This window comes from Streptomyces sp. NBC_00271 (genome assembly GCF_036178845.1).
Classification (GTDB): domain Bacteria; phylum Actinomycetota; class Actinomycetes; order Streptomycetales; family Streptomycetaceae; genus Streptomyces.
This window is the reverse complement of the sequence record NZ_CP108070.1, coordinates 9,726,988-9,747,078: the sequence shown is the minus strand read 5'-3', so window position 1 is coordinate 9,747,078 and position 20,091 is coordinate 9,726,988. Positions and strand designations below refer to the sequence as shown.

The 20,091-nt window shown below is 71.2% G+C and carries 17 protein-coding genes and 1 pseudogene; 7 read left to right on the top strand and 11 right to left on the bottom strand.

Annotated elements, in window-relative coordinates; all coding sequences use genetic code 11:
- Positions 1–113: 113 nt before the first annotated feature.
- From OG798_RS44340 to OG798_RS44320, 5 genes are read right to left on the bottom strand one after another with little or no spacing between them, the layout of a single operon-like run.
- Positions 114–986, bottom strand: a complete 873-nt coding sequence (locus tag OG798_RS44340; RefSeq protein ID WP_373559056.1) for a glycosyltransferase family 2 protein — start codon at positions 984–986, stop codon at positions 114–116.
- A gap of 8 nt (positions 987–994) precedes the next feature.
- The gene (locus OG798_RS44335; protein ID WP_095851346.1) at positions 995–1,774 is read right to left on the bottom strand and encodes a CDP-alcohol phosphatidyltransferase family protein; all 780 of its coding nucleotides are present in this window, start codon (positions 1,772–1,774) and stop codon (positions 995–997) included.
- The gene (locus OG798_RS44330; RefSeq protein WP_267063607.1) at positions 1,752–2,813 is read right to left on the bottom strand and encodes an iron-containing alcohol dehydrogenase family protein; all 1,062 of its coding nucleotides are present in this window, start codon (positions 2,811–2,813) and stop codon (positions 1,752–1,754) included. Before OG798_RS44330 ends, OG798_RS44335 begins: the two co-directional genes overlap by 23 nt.
- Positions 2,801–3,553, bottom strand: a complete 753-nt coding sequence (locus OG798_RS44325) for a phosphocholine cytidylyltransferase family protein (protein WP_328758909.1) — start codon at positions 3,551–3,553, stop codon at positions 2,801–2,803. Before OG798_RS44325 ends, OG798_RS44330 begins: the two co-directional genes overlap by 13 nt.
- The gene (locus tag OG798_RS44320) at positions 3,550–5,355 is read right to left on the bottom strand and encodes a DUF5941 domain-containing protein (RefSeq protein ID WP_328760158.1); all 1,806 of its coding nucleotides are present in this window, start codon (positions 5,353–5,355) and stop codon (positions 3,550–3,552) included. Before OG798_RS44320 ends, OG798_RS44325 begins: the two co-directional genes overlap by 4 nt.
- Before the next feature lie 360 nt (positions 5,356–5,715).
- Here OG798_RS44320 and galE point away from each other — a divergent pair, with 360 nt between their 5' ends.
- From galE to idi, 4 genes and pseudogenes are all read left to right on the top strand, one after another.
- The gene (galE, locus tag OG798_RS44315; protein ID WP_267063606.1) at positions 5,716–6,702 is read left to right on the top strand and encodes a UDP-glucose 4-epimerase GalE; all 987 of its coding nucleotides are present in this window, start codon (positions 5,716–5,718) and stop codon (positions 6,700–6,702) included.
- Between the two features lie 128 nt (positions 6,703–6,830).
- The gene (locus tag OG798_RS44310; RefSeq protein ID WP_328758908.1) at positions 6,831–7,769 is read left to right on the top strand and encodes a cation diffusion facilitator family transporter; all 939 of its coding nucleotides are present in this window, start codon (positions 6,831–6,833) and stop codon (positions 7,767–7,769) included.
- Between the two features lie 216 nt (positions 7,770–7,985).
- Positions 7,986–8,738: pseudogene (locus OG798_RS44305) on the top strand (class I SAM-dependent methyltransferase); the annotation flags it as partial.
- A gap of 373 nt (positions 8,739–9,111) precedes the next feature.
- A complete protein-coding gene (idi, locus tag OG798_RS44300) occupies positions 9,112–9,705 on the top strand; it encodes an isopentenyl-diphosphate Delta-isomerase (RefSeq protein WP_054232743.1) in 594 nt (197 codons plus the stop codon).
- A gap of 40 nt (positions 9,706–9,745) precedes the next feature.
- On the opposite strand, the gene OG798_RS44295 is transcribed toward idi, so the two are convergent.
- Together OG798_RS44295 and OG798_RS44290 are read right to left on the bottom strand one after the other, a co-directional pair.
- Positions 9,746–10,252 carry an ATP-binding protein gene (locus OG798_RS44295; protein WP_095857597.1) on the bottom strand — a complete coding sequence of 169 codons (507 nt, stop codon included), beginning with the start codon at positions 10,250–10,252 and terminating at the stop codon, positions 9,746–9,748.
- 221 nt (positions 10,253–10,473) lie between these two features.
- Positions 10,474–11,058, bottom strand: a complete 585-nt coding sequence (locus tag OG798_RS44290; protein ID WP_097223918.1) for an HdeD family acid-resistance protein — start codon at positions 11,056–11,058, stop codon at positions 10,474–10,476.
- 67 nt (positions 11,059–11,125) lie between these two features.
- Here OG798_RS44290 and OG798_RS44285 point away from each other — a divergent pair, with 67 nt between their 5' ends.
- On the top strand, positions 11,126–11,935 hold the full coding sequence (locus tag OG798_RS44285) for an enoyl-CoA hydratase/isomerase family protein (RefSeq protein ID WP_121414220.1): 810 nt from the start codon (positions 11,126–11,128) through the stop codon (positions 11,933–11,935).
- Here OG798_RS44285 and OG798_RS44280 read toward each other — a convergent pair.
- Positions 11,925–12,560 (bottom strand): DJ-1/PfpI family protein, encoded by a 636-nt coding sequence (locus tag OG798_RS44280; RefSeq protein ID WP_095851354.1) that lies wholly within the window; start codon positions 12,558–12,560, stop codon positions 11,925–11,927. The two genes, OG798_RS44285 and OG798_RS44280, sit on opposite strands and share 11 nt — an antisense overlap.
- Positions 12,561–12,628: 68 nt before the next feature.
- Complete coding sequence (locus tag OG798_RS44275; RefSeq protein ID WP_183127033.1) at positions 12,629–13,582, bottom strand: GlxA family transcriptional regulator; 954 nt, start codon at positions 13,580–13,582, stop codon at positions 12,629–12,631.
- Between the two features lie 111 nt (positions 13,583–13,693).
- Between OG798_RS44275 and OG798_RS44270 the strand changes: the two genes are divergently transcribed.
- Both OG798_RS44270 and OG798_RS44265 read left to right on the top strand, forming a co-directional pair.
- On the top strand, positions 13,694–14,560 hold the full coding sequence (locus OG798_RS44270; protein WP_121414222.1) for an SCO6745 family protein: 867 nt from the start codon (positions 13,694–13,696) through the stop codon (positions 14,558–14,560).
- A gap of 88 nt (positions 14,561–14,648) precedes the next feature.
- Positions 14,649–17,051, top strand: a complete 2,403-nt coding sequence (locus OG798_RS44265; RefSeq protein ID WP_328758906.1) for a Tex family protein — start codon at positions 14,649–14,651, stop codon at positions 17,049–17,051.
- Positions 17,052–17,270: 219 nt separating this feature from the next.
- On the opposite strand, the gene OG798_RS44260 is transcribed toward OG798_RS44265, so the two are convergent.
- Positions 17,271–18,911, bottom strand: a complete 1,641-nt coding sequence (locus OG798_RS44260; RefSeq protein WP_067361337.1) for an ABC-F family ATP-binding cassette domain-containing protein — start codon at positions 18,909–18,911, stop codon at positions 17,271–17,273.
- A 109-nt stretch (positions 18,912–19,020) separates the two neighbouring features.
- Positions 19,021–20,046: an oxidoreductase gene (locus OG798_RS44255; protein WP_095851359.1), complete on the bottom strand. Its 1,026-nt coding sequence runs from the start codon at positions 20,044–20,046 to the stop codon at positions 19,021–19,023.
- Positions 20,047–20,091 lie beyond the last annotated feature (45 nt).

Genomic DNA, 20,091 nt, shown 5'->3' with positions numbered 1-20,091 from the left:
CCTTCGTCTTCATGATGCGCACGGCCTGGTCGGGCAGGGGCTGAGGGCACGGGACACCGGAGTACGGCGAACGTGCTCCCGGAAACGAGCTTGTCAGATGGCGTAGCCGCTTGTCAGATGACAGGAGGACGACCGAGGCGGGTCAGCCGCCACACCGTACGCCACTTCATGGGACGCCGGGGCCCGCAGGAACTGGTCCAGCCCTCCTTGAAACCGCCGAACCACGCCTTCAGGGCAGGTCCGGAGGGACGGCGGGCCAGGGTCAGGAGCATCCAGACGCCGAGGTAGACGGGGACGAGCGGTGCGGGAAGGTTTCGGCGCGCGAGCCAGACGCGGTTGCGGGCCACCATGCGGTGGTAGACCGCGTGCCGCGAAGGGGCGGTCGTGGGGTGGTACAGCACCATGTCGGACCGGTAGTCGATCATCCAGCCCGAGTCGAGGGCCCGCCATGCCAGGTCGGTTTCCTCGTGGGCGTAGAAGAACTCGTCCGGAAGTCCGCCGACCTCGGCGAAGACCTTCGTACGGACCGCGTTGGCGCCACCGAGGAAGGTGGTCACGCGCGAGGAGCGCATCGGGTCGGAGGCGCGCAGCCGCGGTACGTGGCGGCGCTGGGTCTCCTTGGTCTCGGGGTCCGCGATCCGGAAGCTGATGATGCCGAGCTCGGGGTCGGCGGCGAAGGCCAGGCGGCACAGCTCGGCGGTGTCGTGGGTGGCGAGGAGGCCGTCGTCGTCGAGGAAGAGCAGGATGTCGACGTCCGTGCCACCGGGGCCGAAGGCCTCGATGCCCACGTTGCGGCCGCCGGGTATGCCGAGGTTCTCGGGCAGCTCGACCGTGCGTACGCCGTCGGGGACGTCCGGCACGGGCGAGCCGTTGCCGACCACGACCACCTCGACCCGGTCGCCGTCCTGCTTGGCGACGGAGTCCAGCAGGGCTCGGAGTTCGTCGGGGCGGTTGCCCATGGTGATGATGACCGCGCCGACCTTCATCGCCGTACTCACTTCAGCCTGCTGGAGGCAAGGATGGACACGAGGTGCAGCACGGTCTGGAGGATGGCGATGCCGGCCAGGACCGCGACGCCGAGGCGGCTGAAGAACAGGTCTCCGCGCACCGAGTCCACGATGGCCAGCACCAGGATCAGCAGGGACGCCTCGATGCCGAGCACCAGCCGGTGGAACTTCAGCGCGGCGGCGGCCCTGCGGGCCAGCGCCATGCCGGACGAGCGCGGCTCGGACGCCGACTCCTTGACCGGCGGCAGGCCGCCCTGGTGGCGGGCGACACCGACGAGGTCGGTCTCGGCCTTGATCAGGATCGCGCCGAGGGCCGCCAGGGTGCCGAGGAAGGCCCAGAGCCAGTCGATCCGCCCGGAACCCCAGGGATCGGCGGCGCGCAGGCCGAAGCCCACGAGCACCGCGGCGTCGGTCAGATAGGCACCGACCCGGTCCAGGTAGACCCCGCCGAGCGAGAACTGCTTCTTCCAGCGCGCTATCTCACCGTCGACACAGTCGAGCAGCAGGTAGAGCTGGACCATGAGCACGCCGAGCACGGCGCCCGGGATCCCCGGCACCAGCAGGGCCGGGGCGGCGAGCACGCCGAAGACAGTCATCAGGTACGTGAGCTGGTTGGGCGTGATCCTGGTGTTCACCAGGTAGCGGTCGCAGCGCAGCGAGATCTCTCGCATGTACAGGCGTCCCGCCCAATGCTCACCGCTGCGCCGGTCCTTCACCCCTGCGGGATGAACGACGGGGCGGAGTTCAGCTACTGATGGCCTTGGCATAGTCGGAGTAGATGTCCTTGATCTGGTTGGTTTTCAGGTCGAGGTGTTCGAGGATCGTGTACCGGCCCGGCCGGGTCTGCGGAGCGAACTCCACGACCTGTACGAACTCGTCCACGGTGAACCCGATCTCCTCGGACAGCACCGGCAGCCCGTGCCGGTGCAGCACCTCGGCCATGTACGCCGACTCCTCGTGCGCCCCCCGCAGGTACATCGCGAAGGCCGCGCCCAGACCGCACTGCTCGCCGTGGCTGGCCGCGCGCTTGGGGAAGAGGAGGTCGAAGGCGTGGTTGATCTCGTGGCAGGCGCCCGACGAGGGCCGTGAGTCGCCCGACACCGACATGGCGATCCCGCTGAGGACCAGTGCCTCGGCGAGCACCTGGAGGAAGTCGTTGTCGCCGATGCCGCCGGGGTGGCGCAGTACGGCCTCTCCGGCCTGGCGTGCCATCGCGGCCGCGAGACCGTCGATCTTCTCGCCGTTGACGCGGTTGGCCAGCTCCCAGTCCGCGATCGCGGAGATGTTGGAGACGGCGTCGCCGATGCCGGAGCGCACGAACCGTGCGGGGGCGTCCCGGATCACATCGAGGTCGATGACGACCGCGATCGGGTTCGGCACACCGTAGGAGCCGCGGCCCGCGTCGTTGTCGAGGGTCGCGACGGGCGAGCACAGGCCGTCGTGCGCGAGGTTGGTGGGCACGGCGACCAGCGGGAGGCCGACGCGCGCCGCGGCGAACTTCGCGCAGTCGATGATCTTGCCGCCGCCCAGGCCCACGACCGCGTCGTAGTGGCCGGCCTTGATGGCACCGGCCAGCCGGATCGCGTCGTCGAGGGTGCCGCCGCCGACCTCGTACCAGGTGGCGCTGGGCAGGGCCGGGGCGATCCGCTCGCGCAGCTTCGCGCCGGAGCCGTTGCTCACGGCGACGGCCAGCTTCCCGGAGTGCGAGATCCGCTGGTCGGAGAGCACGCTCGCCAGGTCGTCCAGGGCACCCGCGCGGATGTCGACGACGACCGGCGAGGGGATGAGCCTTGTCAGTACTGGCACGCGATCTCCCGTCCCTTGGCGAGGTCGTCGTGGTTGTCGATCTCGACCCACTTGACGTCGCCGATCGGTGCCACGTCGATCTTGAAGCCGCGGTTGACGAGCTCCTGGTAACCGTGCTCGTAGAACTGCTGCGGGTCTGTCTCCCACACCGTCTCCAGGGCGTCGGCCAGGTCGGCGGCGGCGTCGCCCTCGATGAGGGTGACACCGATGTACTCGCCGGTGGCCTCGGTGGGCTCCATCAGCTTGGTGATCTTCCGGACGCCCTTGTCGGGGTCGACGACGACCTTCATCTCCTCGTCGGCGAGCTTCTTCACCGTGTCGAGGGCGAGGATGATCCGCTTGCCGTCGCCGCGGGCGGCCAGCAGCGTCTTCTCGACGGAGACCGGGTGCACGGTGTCGCCGTTGGCGAGGATCACACCGTCCTTGAGGGCGTCACGGCCGCACCACAGGGAGTAGGCGTTGTTCCACTCCTCGGCCTTGTCGTTGTCGATGAGGGTGATCTTGAGGCCGTACTTGGCCTCCAGGGCGTCCTTGCGGTCGTACACGGCTTCCTTGCGGTAGCCGACGATGATCCCGACCTCGGTCAGACCGATCTCGGCGAAGTTGCCGAGGGTCAGGTCCAGGACCGTGATGCTGTCCTCCATGCCCTCGGGTCCCACCGGCACCAGAGCCTTTGGGAGGCTGTCGGTGTAGGGACGCAGACGCCGTCCGGCGCCGGCCGCCAGCACGAGGCCGATCATGCGGGTTCTCCTTCATCGTGTACGGCGGGGGCCCCGGAGGACACCCAGAAGCGGATGCTCTCGACGAGCACCAGCAGCGCCACGGCCACGGCGAGCACCGTGAGCGCGACCTTGAACTGTGCGGCGGTGAGCAGCACGGCCAGGACGGTGACCAGCAGCGTCCTGCCTTCGTGCCCGCCGATCGCCCGCACCAGCCAGTACGGGGGGGCTCCGGCGTTGCCGCGGATGCGGTACACCGTGTCGTAGTGATGGTAGGCGACGGCGGCCACCAGGCCGAAAGCCGCAGGAAGTGCTCCGTTCACATCGGCTTTAGCCGCCAGTACCAGAACGGTGAGGTATTCGGCGGCGCGGAAGAAGGGGGGCACCAGCCAGTCGAGGGGGCCCTTGAGAGGGCGCGCGACCGCGCGGCCCGCGCAGGCCGCGTAGACGAGGGCGCCGACGATCATCTGCCAGTTTCCGAACTGCCGGAACGACACGTCGACCAGCAGGATCACGGTGCCCAGTGCGGCCCAAAGCGGCGCGGAATAAGCGCGGGCCTTCGCCCTGCGGACCGGTCCCGAGGCCACAGCCTCGGCGATGGGGCCCGAGTCGGCGAGGTCCGCCAGCGCCTGCGCCGCGCGGTCGGTCCGCCGCGCCTTGCGGGTCAGCGAGCGCAGTACCCGGCCCGCCGTGGTGTACGTCGCGGCGAACGCGCAGCCGACGAGCAGCGCGTAGAAGGTGATGCGGGGGGTCGTCAGCGCCGTGAGGACGGCGATCATCGCCCATCGTTCGCCGATGGGCAGCACTATCATCTGGCGCACCCAGACCGTCCAGCCGACGCTGTCGAGCTTGTCCGAGAGGGCGGCGGTGGGGCTGGTGCTGGCGGTGGCGTCGTGGTTCGCCTCGTTGAAGGAGAAGTCCACGACGTGCCGGCAGGTCTGGAGGATCATCGCGCCGAGCGCCAGGGCCCATACGTCGTCGCCGCCGCGGGCGGCTCCGAGGGCGAGGCCCGCGTAGTAGGCGTACTCCTTGGCGCGGTCGAAGGTCGCGTCCAGCCAGGCGCCGAGCGTCGAGTACTGGAGCGAGTAGCGGGCGAGCTGCCCGTCCGTGCAGTCCAGGACGAAGGAGAACAGGAGCAGCAGCCCGGCCGCGACGAATCCGGCGCGGGTGCCGGTGGCGGCGCAGCCCGCGGCGATCAGCGCGGTGAGCAGGGAAGCGGTGGTGACCTGGTTCGGTGTCAGGCCGCGACGGGCGCACCAGCGGGCGATGTAGCGCGAGTACGGGCTGATGCAGTACGTGGTGAAGAAGCCGTCGCGGGCCTTGACCGCGCTGCGCAGGCGCACGGCCTCGTCGTCCACGGCGGAGACGGCCTGCCGGGCCTCGTTGCGCTCCTGCGGGTCGGTGGGGACCACGGCGACGAGCGTGCCGAGCTCGGGGCGGAACACGGCGACGCCGTCCGCGTCGAGGGCCGCGGTGAGGCGCTCGGCGAGGTTGTCGGTGGCGACGGCGAGGCCGCCGGAGGCGGAGCTCTCACGGGCCACGGCACGGGTCAGCGCCCGGCGGGCCTCGGGCTGTACCGATACGGCGCCGGGCAGTGCGGAGGCCGCGAACCGTGGGTCCGTGAGGCCGAGGCGCAGTGCGTGCAGGTGCCCCACGAAGCGGGCGTCGACGACGGCGACCCGCTGGTCCGCCGGTACGGCGGCCAGCAGTGTCTCGGCGTCACCGGCTTCGCCGGCGAGCCGCACGTCGAAGCCGAGCGACCGCAGATCGCTCTCGAGCGACGATCCGGGGACCGGCTGGCCGGTGAGGATGGCGGTCGACAGCGAACTCACTCCCTGGGTGCCGACGCGGCCTCGCGCCGGGCGTGTACGTGGTGGGAAGGCCCCGGCCCCAGGCCCGAGGGGGCTCAGGCCGCTGGGCGGCATGTCGGCAGAGGCTATCGGATGATGAGAAGCAGGCGTTCACCGCCCGTTCACTGCGCGATCAACCACATCTGCGTAGCGCCTCCGCCGCGATCATCATCCGTGATCCGGGGGTCCCGCCACAAACCCGCACTCGCAGAACGCACTATTCGCGTCATTGATCGCGACTCCCTTCCAGACCGTCCCGTAGCGGGGCAGGGCGGTCGGATCGATGGCCGGCAGCGGCGCCACCGGCCGCGGACCGACATAGGGTGGTCGTCCATGACATGGCTGATCACAGGCGGGGCCGGATACATCGGGGCACACGTGGCGCGGGCGATGGCGGAGGCCGGGGAGCGCGTCGTCGCCCTCGACGACCTCTCGGCCGGGGTTCCGAACCGGCTTCCGGAGAGCATCCCGCTGGTACAGGGCTCGTCGCTGGACGGGGACCTGCTCAAGCGGGTCCTCGCGGAGCACGCGGTGACGGGTGTGGTGCATCTCGCCGCGCGCAAGCAGGTCGGCGAGTCCGTGGCCCAGCCGACGCGCTACTACCAGGAGAACGTGGGCGGGCTCGCGACGCTCCTGGAGGCGGTCGCCGGGGCCGGCGTCAAGCGCTTCGTCTTCTCCTCGTCCGCCGCCGTCTACGGCAACCCGGATGTGGACCTCATCACGGAGGACACCCCCTGTGCGCCCATGAGCCCGTACGGCGAGACGAAGCTCGCCGGGGAGTGGCTGGTCCGCGCGGCGGGCCGGGCCCACGGCATCGCGACCGTGTGCCTGCGCTACTTCAACGTGGCGGGTGCGGCCACGCCCGAGCTGGCCGACACCGGTGTGTTCAACGTGATCCCGATGGTCTTCGACCGCCTCACCCGCGACGAGGCCCCGCGGATCTTCGGCGACGACTACCCGACGCCGGACGGCACCTGCGTCCGTGACTACATCCATGTCGCCGACCTCGCCGAGGCACACCTCGCGGCGGCCCGGCGGCTGGCCGGCGGCGCGAGCGGCGACCTCACGGCGAACATCGGCCGCGGCGAAGGGGTCTCGGTACGTGCACTGCTCACGCTGATCGGCGAGGTCAGCGGGGACACCCGGCGACCGGTCGTCGAGCCGCGCCGGCCCGGGGACGCGCCGCGCGCGGTCGCCTCGGCCGACCTGGCCGCGCGGGAACTCGACTGGAGCGCGCGGCGCGGGGTCCGGGAGATGGTGGAGTCGGCGTGGCAGGGATGGGTGCTGCATCACCCCCGGGCGCTGGATCAACGATCTTGACCATGCTCTGACCTGCGGATCGTTTCCGCAGGTCAGAGCATATGACAACGGTGTTCAGTGCCGCGTTGCCCGATACCCCCCACCCGTAGTTCACTGTGATCCCGGGCAGAGCACAGGAGGCGGCTTCCATGGGGGCTGGACACGATCACGGGCACGCCCATGGCGCGCCCGCCACCGGCACGGCGGCGGCCGCGTACCGCGGGAGGCTGCGGGTCGCGCTGTCGATCACGCTCACCGTGATGGTGGTCGAGATCGTCGGCGGCCTCATGGCCGATTCCCTCGCGCTCGTGGCCGACGCGGCGCACATGGCGACGGACGCGGTGGGGCTGGGCATGGCGCTCCTCGCGATCCACTTCGCCAACCGGCCGCCCAGCGGCAACCGCACGTTCGGCTACGCACGGGCCGAGATCCTCGCCGCGCTCGCCAACTGTCTGCTGCTGCTCGGGGTCGGCGGCTACGTCCTGTACGAGGCGATCCACCGCTTCGTGACACCCGCGGACACCGAGGGCGGTCTGACCATCGTCTTCGGTCTGATCGGTCTGGTCGCGAACACGATCTCGCTCATGCTGCTGCTGCGCGGTCAGAAGGACAGCCTGAACGTGCGCGGCGCCTTCCTGGAGGTGGTCGCGGACGCGCTGGGTTCGGTGGCGGTGATCATCTCCGCCGCGGTCATCATGACCACCGGCTGGCAGGCGGCCGACCCGATCGCCTCGATCCTCATCAGCATCATGATCGTCCCGCGCACCTGGAGGCTGCTCCACGAGACGCTCGACGTGCTCCTGGAGGCGGCGCCCAAGAACGTCGACATGGCGGAGGTGCGCGCCCACATCCTGGCCCTGTCCGGCGTCGAGGACGTGCACGACCTGCACGCCTGGACCATCACCTCGGGCATGCCCGTCCTCTCCGCCCATGTGGTCGTCAGCTCCGAGGTCCTGAACGCCATCGGCCACGAGAAGATGCTCCACGAACTCCAGGGCTGTCTGGGCCACCACTTCGACGTGGAGCACTGCACCTTCCAGCTGGAACCGAGCGGGCACGCGGAGCACGAGGCGAAGCTCTGCCACTGACAGGTTCCTGATCCAGCAGGCGATTAATTCGCGGGTGCGACCGGCGGCTCCGGTGCTAGCGTGGCCGCCGATCCGAGGAAGAGGTGGGTTGATGACTGTCGAGTTCGGTGCCGCTGCGCGCGGCCACAGGTGCGTCCCCATCCTCCGGGTCCACGGCTGACCCACGCCGAGCGGCGTGCGCGGCGGCCCGGGCCCCGCATCCAAAGGTTTCCCACGTTGTCCGAGCATCACGACTCTTCCGACCGCGACGCCCGCCACAAGGCCTTCTTCACCCTGCGCCACCGACTGCCCCGGCAGAGCCCCGGCTCCGACGCCACCACCCGTCACCTGCTCTCCCTCGCGGGCCCGCTGCCCGCCCGTCCCCGCGTGCTCGACCTGGGCTGTGGCCCCGGCCGCTCGGCGCTGTTCCTGGCCGCCGAGGCCGCGGCCGAGGTGACGGCCGTCGACCTGCACGAACCGTTCCTCGACGAACTGCGGACGGCCGCCGCGGCCCGAGGTCTCAGCGCCTCGATCGACACCGTCCACGGGGACATGGGAGATCTCACCCACCCCGACGGTTCGTTCGATCTGGTCTGGGCCGAGGGCTCGGCCTATCTGATCGGTTTCGACACCGCCCTGCGCTACTGGCGGCGACTGCTAGCCCCCGGCGGCACGCTGGTCCTCACCCACTGTGTGTGGACCACCGACACGCCGTCCGACCAGGCCCGCGCGTTCTGGGAGGACGACTCGTTGCGCACGACCGACCAGGACACCGGGGTCGCACGCGACGCCGGGTACTCCGTACTGGGGGTGTACCTCCAGCCGGAGTCCGACTGGGACGAGTACTACGACGCGCTCGGCGTCCACGCCGACGTGGCCGATGTCACCCGGCCCGGCATGGCCTGGGCGGTGGCGGGCGCCCGAGCGGAGATCGCCATGCGCCGCGAGCACGGGAGGGAGTACGGCTACGTGGGCTATGTCCTGCGTCCGGTCACCGTCGGCGCCTGACGCGTCCCGTCCGCCCGGTGCCCGCGTCGGTGCCTGCGTCCGTCGCCGTACGGCGGGTGCGCCGCGCACCGCGGTGAACCGGCCGCGGACTACGGCATCCGGCCCGGGTTCGGCGGGCCGGACGAGCACCGGATCCGGGGGCCGGGCGAACATCTGATGGCCCCTGTCCTGGACGGTTCCCCGTCCGTGGCACCGGGCACGATCAAGTGTCCGGCCGCTTTCGGTGACCGACGGACGTCGGCCGCGTGTCCCGCTCCGGGCTCCCGGAGCGGGACATGCGGGGAGCCGCGAAGTGCCGGGAGTGCCGGTTTCGTACGGCAGACTTGGGGCTCGAAGACCGATGCGAAGGATGGGTATGCCGATCACACCTGCCACCGCGACGCACAGTTCGTCGAACGGCACCGTTGAAGCGATCTTGCTCGAGTTGGTCGACGAGGACGGCAACACGATCGGCACGGCGGAGAAGCTCGCCGCCCATCAGCCACCGGGACAGCTGCACCGGGCCTTCTCCGTGTTCCTCTTCGACGAGCACGGCAGGCTGCTGCTCCAGCAGCGTGCCCTGGGCAAGTACCACTCCCCCGGGGTCTGGTCCAACACCTGCTGCGGCCACCCCTACCCCGCCGAGGCGCCCTTCGCGGCGGCGGCCCGACGGACGTACGAGGAGCTCGGCGTCTCGCCCTCGCTGCTCGCGGAGGCGGGCACGGTCCGCTACAACCACCCGGACCCGGAGTCGGGCCTGGTGGAGCAGGAGTACAACCACCTCTTCGTCGGCATGGTGCAGTCGTCGCTGCACCCCGATCCGGAGGAGGTCGGGGACACCGCGTTCGTGACCGCCGCCGAGCTCATGGAGCGGCACGCGAAGGACCCCTTCTCGGCGTGGTTCATGACGGTCCTGGACGCGGCCCGTCCGGCGATCAGGGAGCTGACGGGCCCGTCCGCCGGCTGGTGACGGACCCGTCCTCGCGAAGACTCCCCGAGAGCGCCAAGCCCTAGACGATGCTCACAGTGAGCGGCAGGGCGGCCCAGATCACCTTGCCGCCACTCGCCGTGTGCTCGACGTCGCACACCCCGCCCGACTCCCTGGCGACCTCCCGCACCAGCAGCAGCCCCCGGCCGCCGGTCTGGCCGTGGTCGGCCTCCAGGGCGGTGGGACGGTAGGGGTGGTTGTCCTCCACCGAGACCCGCACCCACTCGGCTCCCACGGCCACCTCCACGGCGAGCATCGGGGACAGCAGTGCCGCGTGCCGCACCGCGTTCGTGACCAGTTCGGAGACGATCAACAAAAGCCCGTGGACGAGGTCGTCCGAGACGGGCACTTGTTGACGGAAGAGCAGGTCACGAACGGCGTGTCGTGCCTGCGGAACCGAGGCGTCGATGGCGGGAGCGGTGAACCGCCACACCCCCTCGTACGGCAGCGGACCCGGCGGTCTCCGATCGGGAGCCACATCCCCGGCGCCTTCAGGGCGGGAGTCGAACCCCCGCCCGTGGTTCTCCATCGTCCGGTCGCCACCCTTGCGCTCGATTGTCACCACACGTCGAGTGTTGGTAACGCGCTGGTCCGGACCGCATCCCTGACCAGAAGTCAGCGACTATCGACGGCTTCTGACCGTTGACGCATGGCATGGTCGGCCGCGCGACCACTCCTGTCCGCGTGGTGTCTACTTCGAGAACTATTCGGGTTGTACGGGTTGGGCGCCGGGCTCGCCCGTCTCGTCCGTCACCGGTCGCGCCCCGAGACCATATGCACGATGCGCCGTCCGCCGAAGCCGGTGGCGATCAGACCCAGCCCGTCGAAGAGCAGCGCGAGCGAGAAGAAGCAGCCGATGACGTACTTGCTGCTGCTCGGCCAGTTGTTCAGCACCAGGATGCCGAGGAGCAGGTCGAAGGCGCCCTGCAGGAGGGTCCAGCCGAACTGCGCACCGCGCACCACGAGGCTGCCGACCACCCGGAACACCCCGCCGGTCAGGAACAGCAGGGCCGCGAACATGGTGAGTGCCTCGGCCGCCGCGTCCGGGCGGCGGATCACCACCACTCCGGCCGCGATGTTCAGGGCCGCGACCACCACCCCGAGCCAGAAGAAGTTGGTGCCGCGGGCCTGAACGGCGTGCAGCAGTCCGACCGCGCCGCCGATCAGCAGCAGCCAGCCGAACAGGATCATCGAGGTCAGGGTCGCCACGCCGGTGTAGACGAGCCCGACAAGCCCCGCGAGCACCAGGATCACGCCGAACGCGGCGGTCCAGCTGAAGCCGCGGGTCAGTTTCGCGGTCGCGTCGCTCGGTGCCCTGTCCTTGGTTCCGGCCATCAGCGCCCTCCTCGCGCCCGACCCCTTCTTGATCGTACGTTCGAGGGTTGCGGATAGCATCCGGCGTATGGAGCCGCAGCTGCTGCACAGCGTGGGCGACGGGGTCGCCACCGTCGTCATTCACCACCCGGCCAAGCGGAACGCCATGACGGCCGACATGTGGAGGGCGCTGCCGCCCCTGCTCGACGGGCTCGCCGCCGACCCGGACGTCCGCGTCCTCGTGCTCACCGGCGAGGGCGGCACCTTCTGCGCGGGGGCCGACATCTCGACGCTGCGGGGCTCCTCGGACGAGGCGCAGGGGCTCGCCGTGAACGCCGAGGAGGCGCTCGCAGCGTTCCCCAAACCGACGCTCGCGGCGATCCGCGGGTACTGCGTCGGCGGCGGGTCCCAGCTCGCGGCGGCCTGCGATCTGCGGTTCGCGGAGGAGGGTGCTCAGTTCGGGGTGACGCCGGCGAAGCTGGGAATCGTCTACGCGGCCTCGGCCACCCGGCGGCTGGTGTCGCTGGTGGGTCCGGCGACCGCCAAGTACCTGCTGTTCTCGGGCGAGCTGATCGACACCGAACGGGCGCTGCGCACGGGTCTGGTGGACGAGGTGCTGCCCGAGGGCGAACTCGACAAGCGGGTCGGGGAGTTCACCCGCGTCCTGGCCGCGCGGTCGTTGCTGACCCAGGCGTCCGCCAAGGAATTCGCCCATGGGCGGACCGACCGGGACGCGTACTGGGCCGAGCAGGCGCGCGGGAGCGACGACACCGCGGAGGGCGTCGCCGCGTTCCTGGAGCGCCGGCCGCCGCGCTTCACCTGGACCACGCCGCCGTCCACCGCGACCACCAAGTCGTCCACCGCGACCGCTCCGCCGTCCACCGCGACTACTCCATGATGAAGCGGCTCTTCGCCCGGAACTCCGCCACGAGATGTGCGGGAGCCTTCTGGGGGGACCCGGCGTCGTAGGGCGGCTGCGGGTCGTACTCCGTCAGCAGCTGTACGGCCTGTGCGTGTTCGTCGCCCGCGATCCGTCCGAGCAGGGCGAGCCCCATGTCGATGCCGGACGACACGCCGGCCGCGGTCACGTACTTCCCGTCGAACACCACCCGCTCTCCGGTCGGTTCGGCACCGAACCGCTCGAGGTGGTCGAGGGCCAGCCAGTGCGAGGTGGCCCGGCGGCCCTCGAGCAGCCCTGCGGCGGCCAGCAGCAGGGAGCCGGTGCACACGGAGGTCGTCCAGGTGCTCGTGGCGTCGGCGGCCCGCAGCCAGTCCAGCAGGACCCGGTTGTCCATCTGCGGGGTCTGGCCCGGTCCGCCGGGGACCACGACGATGTCCGGGTGCGGCACCTCGGCCAGGGTCCTGTCGGCTGTCAGGGCCAGGTTGCCGCTGTCGTTGCGGACGGGACCGGTCTCCTCGGCGACGAAGACGGTCTCCGCGTCGGGCAGGCGGCCGAGGGTCTCGTAGGGTCCCACGGCGTCCAGGGCGGTGAAGCGGTCGAAGAGGACGATGGCGATCTGCATCGGGTTCCTTTCCACGGCTGGGTGGGGCAGGCACGTCAGGTACGGGCTGGTCGACGGGTGGGGGCTGGTCACCGGGTGGGGGCGGGGCGGAAGCGGCGCCGGTACTCCGCCGGTGCCGTGCCGAGCGTCTTCACGAAGGCACGGCGCATCGCCTCGGGGGTGCCGTAGCCGCAGGCGCGGGAGATCTCCTCGACTCCGTCGGCGGTGTCCTCCAGGAGGCGCCGGGCGTGTTCGAGGCGGACGCGGTCGACGTACCGGCCCGGGGTCATGCCCGTCTCGGTCTGGAAGGCGCGGGCGAAGTGCCGCGGCGAGAGCCGGGCGCGGACGGCGAGCGACTCGACGGACAGGTCGTCGCCGGGGTGCTCGGTGATCCACTGCTGGACCTCGCGGAGCGGTTCGCGCCGCGCAGTCTGCGCGGCCAGCTGGGCGCTGAACTGGGCCTGGTTGCCCGGGCGCCGCAGGAAGACGACGAGGTGGCGGGCGACCGTCAGGGCGACCTCCCGGCCGAGGTCCTCCTCCACGAGCGCGAGGGCGAGGTCGATGCCGGAGGTGACGCCCGCCGAGGTGGACACCTGTCCGTCCCGCACGTAGATGGGATCGGGGTCGACCTCGATGGCCGGGTGGTCACGGGCGAGCTTGTCGCAGTACGCCCAGTGGGTCGTCGCGCGGCGGCCGTCCAGGAGGCCCGCCTCGGCGAGCGGGATGGCGCCGGTGCAGACGGAGACCAGGCGCTCGGCGCGCGGCCCGTGCGCGCGCAGCCAGTCGGTCAGCCGGGGGTCGGGGCGCCGGGTGCCCCGGCCGCCCGGGACCAGCAGGGTGTGCGGGGCGGGCGCGTCGGCGAGGGTGTGGTCCGGGACGAGGGTGAGGCCGCTGGTGGTACGCACGGGTGCGCCGTCCAGGGAGGCGGTGTGGATGCGGTAGGAGCCGCCGCGGAAGGCCTCGGCGCCCGCGAAGACCTCCACGGGGCCCGTGACGTCGAGGCTCTGCACATCGTCGAAGAGGACGACCAGGACGGTTCGCATGGTCTCGATTCTTGGCGTGCGGGGTGATGGCCGCAACGACGAGTACCCCACCTTTCCTGCCATCGCTCCTCTCACCTTCCCTACGTACCGACCAGTCGGTAACCTTCGGGCATGACCACACCTCTGCCGGAGCGCGCCGGGCGGCGCTGCCACAACGTCCTCAACCCGCTGCACTCGACGCACTACTTCTCGCCGGATCTGGGCCGGGAGCTGGCCGACGTCGGGATCGAGGACAGCAACGGCGCGTACTTCGCCGTGCGGGCCGCCGCCATGGGGCCGGTGGGCCCCGGCACGGTGACGGCGACGTTCTACAACTTCCGCCACGAGCTGGTGGCCCGGCATGTGCCCGAGGTGTGGAAGAAGGCCTCCCCGGAGACCGTCCTCGCGGCACGCGCGCGTGCCGTCGACGCGACCTGGCGCCGGCTCCTCGGCGAGGACGTCCTCGCCTCCAAGGAGGTCGCCGAGGCGGCGGAACTCGCCCTGCGGGCCGCGGAAGCCTGCACCAGGACCGCGCGCCCGCTGTACGCGGCGCACGCCGACCTGCCCGTGCCCGACGCGCCGCACCTCGCCCTCTGGCACGGCGCCACGCTGCTGCGCGAGCACCGGGGCGACGGGCACCTCGCGGCGCTGCTCGACGCGGAGCTCGACCCGGTCGAGGCACTGGTGAGCCACACCGCGACCGGCAAGGGCATGGCCCCGAAGTGGGCACTGGGCACGCGCGGCTGGTCGCGCACGCACTGGGAGGCGGCGGTCGAGCGGCTGCGCGAGCGCGGACTGCTCGACGCGGAGGGCGAGTTGACCGAGGCGGGGGTGGCCCTGCGCCAGGAGATCGAGGACCGCACGGACCGGCTGGACCGTGCCCCGTACGAGCATCTGGGCGCCGCGGGCGTGGAGCGCCTCACCGAGCTGGCGCGGGGCATCCTGATGCGGGCGCTGGCCGCCGGCGCGTTCCCCGAGGGCATGACCGGCAAGGGCTGACAGCGCCGATCGGCGCCCTGATCCCCCGTTGTCGGTGTCACCTGCCACAATTGCCGCGCAACCTCAGTGGAGAAGGCGGTACGGGATCGTGACGACACCCCTCGTAGGGTCCATCGAAGGCAGGATCGCCGAGGAGCTCGGCGTACGGGAGCGGCAGGTCAAGGCCGCCGTCGACTTGCTCGACGGCGGGTCGACGGTGCCCTTCATCGCCCGCTACCGCAAGGAAGCGACCGAGATGCTCGACGATGCGCAGCTGCGCACCCTCGAGGAGCGGCTGCGCTATCTGCGGGAGCTGGAGGAGCGGCGCACGGCGATCCTCGAATCGGTGCGCGAGCAGGGCAAGCTCACCGAGGAGGTCGAGGCGCAGATCCGGGGCGCCGAGACGAAGGCGCGGCTCGAGGACATCTATCTGCCGTTCAAGCCGAAGCGGCGCACGAAGGCGCAGATCGCGCGCGAGGCGGGCCTGGAGCCGCTGGCCGAGGGCCTGCTCGGCGACCCGTCGGTCGACCCGCTCGCCGCCGCGGCGGCGTTCGTCGACGCGGACAAGGGTGTCGCCGACCCGCAGGCCGCGCTGGACGGCGCCCGGTCGATCCTCACCGAGCGGTTCTCGGAGGACGCCGACCTGATCGGCGAGCTGCGCGAGCGCATGTGGGTGCGCGGGCGCCTGGCCGCCAAGGTGCGGGACGGCAAGGAGGAGGCGGGCGCCAAGTTCGCCGACTACTTCGACTTCGCCGAGCCCTTCAAGGAGCTGCCCTCGCACCGCGTCCTCGCCATGCTGCGCGGCGAGAAGGAGGAGGTCCTCGACCTCGTCCTGGAACCCGAGGAGCCCTCCGAGCAGCCCGGTCCCTCCTCGTACGAGGGAATCGTCGCCCACCACTTCCAGATCGCCGACCGCGGCCGCCCCGGCGACAAATGGCTCACGGACACCGTCCGCTGGGCCTGGCGCACCCGCATCCTCGTGCACCTCGGCATCGACCTGCGCCTTCGGCTGCGCACGGCCGCCGAGGACGAGGCGGTGAACGTCTTCGCGGCGAACCTGCGGGACCTGCTGCTCGCCGCCCCGGCGGGCACCCGCGCGACGCTGGGCCTCGACCCCGGTTTCCGTACGGGTGTCAAGGTCGCCGTGGTCGACGCGACCGGCAAGGTCGTGGCGACGGACGTCATCTACCCGCACGTCCCGGCCAACAAGTGGGACGAGGCCATCGCCAAGCTCGCCCGCCTCGCCAAGGAGCACGCGGTCGAGCTGATCGCGATCGGCAACGGCACGGCGTCCCGCGAGACCGACAAGCTCGCCGGTGAACTCATCACCAAGCACCCGGAGTTGAACCTCACCAAGGTGATGGTGTCCGAGGCGGGGGCTTCGGTGTACTCGGCGTCCGCGTTCGCCTCGCAGGAGCTGCCCGACATGGACGTGTCGCTGCGCGGCGCCGTCTCCATCGCGCGCCGCCTCCAGGACCCGCTGGCCGAGCTGGTGAAGATCGACCCGAAGTCCATCGGTGTCGGGCAGTACCAGCACGACCTGTCCGAGGTGAAGCTCTCCCGGTCCCTGGACGCGGTGGTCGAGGACTGTGTGAACGGCGTGGGCGTGGACGTGAACACGGCCTCCGCCCCGCTGCTAGCGCGCGTCTCCGGCATCACCTCCGGGCTCGCGGAGAACATCGTGGCGCACCGCGACGCCAACGGCCCCTTCACGTCCCGCACCACCCTCAAGAACGTGGCCCGGCTCGGCCCGAAGGCGTACGAGCAGTGTGCGGGCTTCCTGCGCATCCGGGGCGGGGACGACCCGCTGGACGCCTCCAGCGTGCACCCGGAGGCGTACCCCGTGGTGCGGCGGATGGTGAAGACGGCGGGCAGCGAGGTCGCCTCCCTGATCGGCAACACCGGTGTGCTGCGCTCGCTCAGGCCGACCGACTTCGTGGACGAGACGTTCGGTCTGCCGACCGTCACGGACATCCTGAAGGAGCTGGAGAAGCCCGGGCGCGACCCGAGGCCCGCTTTCAAGACGGCCACCTTCAAGGAAGGCGTCGAGAAGATCTCCGACCTGGCCTCCGGGATGGTGCTCGAAGGGGTCGTCACGAATGTGGCCGCGTTCGGGGCCTTCGTGGACATCGGCGTCCACCAGGACGGTCTGGTGCATGTCTCGGCGATGTCGAAGACGTTCGTGAAGGACCCGCGCGATGTGGCGAAGCCGGGTGACATCGTGAAGGTGAAGGTGCTCGAGATCGACATCCCGCGCAAGCGGATCTCGCTCACGCTGCGGCTCGACGACGAGGCGACTCCGTCGGATCAGCAGGCTGGGGGTGGGCGTCCGCAGCGGGGCGGGCGGCCTCCGCAGCAGCGCCAGCAGCAGCGTCAGCCGCGGGGCGGGGCGGGTGGAGGCGGTGGTGGCGGCGGCGGTTCGCGGCAGGCCGCTCCGCCGCCGGCCAACAGTGCGATGGCCGACGCGCTGCGGCGCGCGGGGCTTGTCGATCCCAAGAAGGGCAGGCGCTGAGCGGCTGAAGGTACGTGGGGAACTGCGGGTCGTTCGTGGCTGAGCGCGCAGTTCCCCGCGCCCCTTTCGGGGCGCTGCACGAGCCCCGCTCCTTAGAGTGTCCGTATGGCCAGCTCGCGCGTCCTCACCTGGGAAGTCACGGCGAGCAAGGGGCTCGAGACCTCTTGGATCATGTCCGGCGCCCGCTCCCTGCGGGCGCGGGGGCCGCCGCGGCGTAGGTCAGCGCTCCGTCACCTTGCCCGCCGCCACTTCCAGCCGGCGCGTGGTGTGGACCGCGTCGAGCATGCGGCGGTCGTGGGTCACGAGCAGCAGGGTGCCCTCGTACGAGTCGAGCGCCGCCTCCAGCTGTTCGATCGCCGGGAGGTCGAGGTGGTTGGTCGGCTCGTCGAGGACGAGGAGGTTGACGCCACGGCCCTGGAGGAGGGCGAGGGCCGAGCGGGTGCGCTCGCCGGGAGAAAGGGTGGCCGCCGGGCGCAGGACGTGTTCCGCCTTGAGGCCGAACTTGGCCAGCAGGGTGCGGACCTCGGCCGGTTCGGTGTCGGGGACGGCTGCGCTGAACGCGTCGAGCAGGGACTCGGAGCCGTGGAAGAGCTTACGGGCCTGGTCGACCTCGCCGACGACGACGCCGGAGCCTAGGGTCGCGTGACCGGCGTCCAGCGGGACCCGGCCGAGCAGGGCGCCGAGCAGGGTCGACTTGCCCGCGCCGTTGGCGCCCGTGACGGCGACCCGGTCCGCCCAGTCGATCTGGAGGGTCGCGGGGCCGAAGGTGAAGTCGCCGCGCCGCACCTCGGCGTCACGCAGGGTGGCGACGACGGCGCCGGAGCGCGGTGCGGCCGCGATCTCCATCCGCAGCTCCCACTCCTTGCGCGGCTCGTCGACGACGTCCAGGCGCTCGATCATGCGCTGGGTCTGCCGGGCCTTGGACGCCTGCTTCTCGCTGGCCTCGCTGCGGAACTTGCGGCCGATCTTGTCGTTGTCGTTGTTCGCCTTGCGCCGGGCGTTCTTCACGCCCTTGTCCATCCAGGAGCGCTGCATCTGGGCGCGGCCTTCGAGGGCGGAGCGCTTGTCGGCGTACTCCTCGTAGTCGTCGCGGGCGTGCCGACGGGCGGTGTCGCGCTCCTCCAGGTAGGCCTCGTAGCCGCCGCCGTAGAGGGTGATCTGCTGCTGGGCGAGGTCGAGTTCGAGCACCTTGGTGACCGTGCGGGTCAGGAACTCGCGGTCGTGGCTGACGACGACGGTGCCCGCGCGCAGCCCGGAGACGAAGCGTTCGAGCCGCTCCAGGCCTTCCAGGTCCAGGTCGTTGGTGGGCTCGTCGAGGAGGAAGACGTCGTAGCGGGACAGGAGCAGGGAGGCGAGTCCGGCGCGGGCCGCCTGGCCGCCGGACAGGGACGTCATCGGCTGGTCGAGGTCGACGCCGAGCCCGAGGGTGTCGGCGACCTCCTCGGCGCGCTCGTCGAGGTCGGCGCCGCCGAGGTCGAGCCAGCGCTCCAGGCTCTCCGCGTACGCGTCGTCCGCGCCCGGCGCGCCGTCGACGAGTGCCTGCGTCGCCTCGTCCATCACGCGCTGGGCCTCGGCCACACCAGTGCGCCGGGCCAGGAACTCCCGGACGCTCTCGCCCTCCCGCCGCTCCGGCTCCTGCGGCAGATGGCCGACGCTCGCCGACGGCGGGGACAGCCGCAGCTCCCCCTCCTCGGGCGTGAGCAGTCCGGCGAGCATCCGCAGCAGGGTGGACTTGCCCGCGCCGTTGGCACCGACGAGTCCGATCACATCGCCGGGCGCGACCACGAGGTCGAGCCCGGAGAAGAGCGAGCGGTCGCCGTGTCCGGCGGCGAGGTTCTTGGCGACGAGAGTGGCAGTCATCAGGAGGCCGATCCTAACGGCCCGGCCGCCCCGGCTGCGCCTCCGTTTCCGTGCGGGGCCACGTCCCGGATTCCGTGCGGGGCCGCACCCCCGCGTCCGTGCGGCCCGCTCAATGGGCCATCGCCTCCACCAGCACACTCCCCGAGGTCCGCGCCACGAGGAAGGACTCCCCCTTCACGGCCTTGGCGTCCAGGGCGATCCGGTGTCTGCCCGCCTCCAGGATCCCGTCGAAGACCTCCTGCGTGTGCGTGCGGTACAGCCGGTCGAGGCGGTACGCGGTGATCTGGACCCGGCAGGTGGAGGTGACCTCGATACCCGCCTCGCCGTCGGCGGCGACCAGGCGGGTGAGGCGGCGCAGCTCGTGGGGACTGCGGTCCAGGGCGTGCTCGATCTGCGCGACGAGGAGCGGGACGACGGGGGCCAGGCCGTCGACGTAGGCGACCTCGACCCCGGCACGCTCGAAGGACTGCCGTACGGCCGCGCGCTCCTGTTCGCCGATGGCGCGCCCGAAGGCCACCGCGCCGTACCCGCGGAGTTCCTCGGCCGGGACGTCGGTGGCGTCGCGGGTGATGTCGGCGCCGATACCGATGGTGCGCAGGGCGGCGGCGAGCTTGGCGAGCACGGCGACCCTGGCGCCGATGAGCAGGACCCGGCGGCGCGCCCCGGGGTCGCCGAGGAGCAGCGAGTTCAGGGCGCTGCGGTACTCGGCGCCCTGGAAGCGGAACGGCCCTATCCCGTGATAGCCGTTGAGCTCCAGATCGGCGTGTTCGCCGGTCTGCCAGGCGAAGTCGCGCCACACGTAGTCGTCGCGGGAGTCGTCCTTCTCGATGACGGCGGTCACGGCACCGCATTCGATGCCCTCGCACTCGGGACAGCCGTAGATCACGTAGCGGCCGTCGTCGAGCGGCGCCTCGGCCTCCAGGAGGAGGCTTCGGACCTGGGCGGTGAAGATGGCGGGTGGTACGTCGGAGGCGAGCGGGGACACCGCGTCGAGGTCGGAGAGCTGGTACAGCAGCGGGCGGCCGTCGACGATGAAGTCGACGAAGTCCCGGTGCACTTGGTAGTCACCGTTGGCGAGGACTCCACCGGCACGCATCGCCGGTGCCAGGCCAAAGGTCGCGTACTCGGCAGACATGCTGTGAGTATCCCCAGACTGGGAGTGATGTGAGCACGGCATGAC